Origin of the sequence: Methyloceanibacter marginalis, assembly GCF_001723295.1 — a bacterium.
In the GTDB taxonomy this organism is placed as follows: Bacteria; Pseudomonadota; Alphaproteobacteria; order Rhizobiales; family Methyloligellaceae; genus Methyloceanibacter; species Methyloceanibacter marginalis.
In genome coordinates this window covers 1-2,166 of sequence record NZ_LPWD01000288.1, presented here as the reverse complement: position 1 = coordinate 2,166, position 2,166 = coordinate 1, and the positions used below count along the sequence as shown (strand labels likewise).

General features: G+C 66.4%; 3 protein-coding genes. All 3 read right to left on the bottom strand.

Annotation, left to right across the window (positions count from 1 at the left end; genetic code table 11):
- Positions 1-260: HvfC/BufC N-terminal domain-containing protein (locus tag AUC71_RS10995; RefSeq protein ID WP_141701617.1), on the bottom strand; the 260-nt coding region annotated here is incomplete at its 3' end.
- A 111-nt stretch (positions 261-371) separates the two neighbouring features.
- Positions 372-1,205 (bottom strand): MNIO family bufferin maturase, encoded by an 834-nt coding sequence (gene bufB, locus AUC71_RS10990; protein WP_083238300.1) that lies wholly within the window; start codon positions 1,203-1,205, stop codon positions 372-374.
- Between the two features lie 98 nt (positions 1,206-1,303).
- Positions 1,304-1,609: a BufA1 family periplasmic bufferin-type metallophore gene (locus AUC71_RS10985; RefSeq protein WP_069624300.1), complete on the bottom strand. Its 306-nt coding sequence runs from the start codon at positions 1,607-1,609 to the stop codon at positions 1,304-1,306.
- Positions 1,610-2,166: the final 557 nt, after the last annotated feature.

Genomic DNA, 2,166 nt, shown 5'->3' with positions numbered 1-2,166 from the left:
ACACAGGCGAGATAGGGCACCGCCGAGGCCGGCGGAAACGTACCCACGAAATCGGCGAACTCCGCGCCGTAGTGCAGCAGCACAGGCGATGCGGGCGGCGTCTGCGCCACGTAGATGCGCGCCATGGCCCGGAAGAACTCCTCGCCCACGAGCCGCGCCGAGACCGGGAACCGGCTCCCCAGCACGTCGATCAAGCTCGCATAGACATTGTTGCGGTAAACGGCGAAGCGCCGCGACGGGCTCTTCCCCCGCCGGCCCACGACCGCGCCGGAACCTCGGCGCTTGCATCGAGCACGGCCCGGGCAAACGCGCCTTCGAGCTCCAGCGCGCCGCCCATCATGTCTCCGCGCGGTTGCTGCGCCGCTCCGCGATCACCGCATCGGCGCGCTTGGCCTCGGCATAAGCGCGGACCAGGACGGCACGTCGTTGTCCCATTCGATCAGGGTGGGCGTGGGTCCGGTGCGGGCAAGCGCGTGGGCATAGAGCGCCCAGACCGGATCGGCCACCGCGCGCCCGTGGTCGTCGATCAGAAGCGCCGAGCCGTCGTCGTCCTCATCCTCCGCGTGACCGCCGAGATGGATTTCGCCCACATGCTCGGCGGGAAAGCTGTCGAGATAGTCGATCGCGTCGAAGCCGTGATTGGTGGCCTGCACGAAGACATTGTTGACGTCGAGCAGAAGCCCGCAGCCGGTCCGGCGCACGATCTCGCGCAAGAAATCCACCTCGTTCATCGAGGTCTCGGCGAAGGCCACATAGGTCGATGGGTTCTCCAGCAGCATGGGGCGCTGAAGCGTCTCCTGCACCTCGTCCACATGCGCGCAGACCCGCTCCAGCGTCTCCTCCGTATAGGGGAGCGGCAGGAGGTCGTTGAGATAGACCGTCTCGTGGCTCGACCACGCGAGATGCTCCGAGAACAACGCCGGCTGGTAACGGTCGGCGAGTGCGCGCAAGCGCGCGAGATGCGCGCGGTCGAGCGGGCCGGCCCCGCCGATGGACAGGCCGACGCCATGCAGCGACAACGGGTAACGCTCGCGCACGGCCGTCAGATAGGCATGCGGCGGACCGCCCTCGCCCATGTAGTTCTCGGCATGGATCTCGAACCAGCCGAGATCCGGCGCAGCTTCGAGAATGTCGCGGTAGTGCTCGGGCTTCAGCCCGACCCCGGCACGCGCCGGAATCGGGCTCATCCCAATGGAAGCGTTCATCGCGGCTTGCCCATGGTTCGAGGCCCGGCCGTCATCCTGAGGTGCGAGGGCAAAGCCCGAGCCTCGAAGGACGGCCGGGCACCTCACCATAACGAGACTTAAGCAGGCGGGAGGTCGCGATCCAGCGCCTCCAAGCTGCCGGTGCGGCCGTCTGGCAGTTCCATGGTCGTGCAACTGCCCTTCGGCACCAGCTTCCAGGCATTGCCCTGATAGTCGATCTTGGAGGTGCCGGCGCAGGTCGTGCCCTTGCCCGCGGCACAGTCGTTTTCGCCCGCCTTGGCGACGCCGAAGCACTTCTCCTGGTCCTCGGCCCCTGCGGAACCGCCCGAGGCGGCCACGCCGAGCGCCGCGGCGAAGGCCGAAGCCACGGCCAGGCCTGAGATTTTCTTGGGTTGATCGGTCATGTCAGCTCCTCTTTGGTCAACGGCAAGGCTGGAATTCCAGGGATTCCGGCGGCCCCGCGTGTGGCCGAGTAGGCCAGCGCCGGCGCGCTCACGTCAAATCACGCCTCCGCCAGAACCTGGTGAAGTCGCGCCTGCCGGTTTGGGCCCGAGACCCCCGAATCCGCCCTTGTGCCCCCCCTTGAAATCTGTCATTTTGGGGTTAAATAGGACAGGCTTGCTGACCTTTGTTCTGGAGGCTGCGGCGCGGGGCTGAAATGCGCCTTTTTGAGGCGCGGGCCTCATATGCTGCTTTCGCTGGCGCAAAGGCGCGCGAGCCCCCTAAAGGCCGGATCTTCGCTTTACGCTTACACGTTCATGCTGGTGAAGAGGACGGCCTTTCGCCAAACTCTAAACGCCCGCCCTTGGCTCTGGGCGAGGCCGAGGTTCCATGCAAACGATGGCACCCCGTTCGCTCATTCCTGGACTCTTCGACGTGGCGCCCAAGGGCTTGCCGCGCGCGCAAGGACTCTATGATCCGAGGAACGAGCACGACGCTTGCGGCGTCGGCTTCGTCGCCG

Bases quoted from the DNA above. Each gene is read 5' to 3' on its own strand.
- bufB (WP_083238300.1), bottom strand. From the start codon at position 1,205: ATGAACGCTTCCATTGGGATGAGCCCGATTCCGGCGCGTGCCGGGGTC.
- AUC71_RS10985 (WP_069624300.1), bottom strand. From the start codon at position 1,609: ATGACCGATCAACCCAAGAAAATCTCAGGCCTGGCCGTGGCTTCGGCC.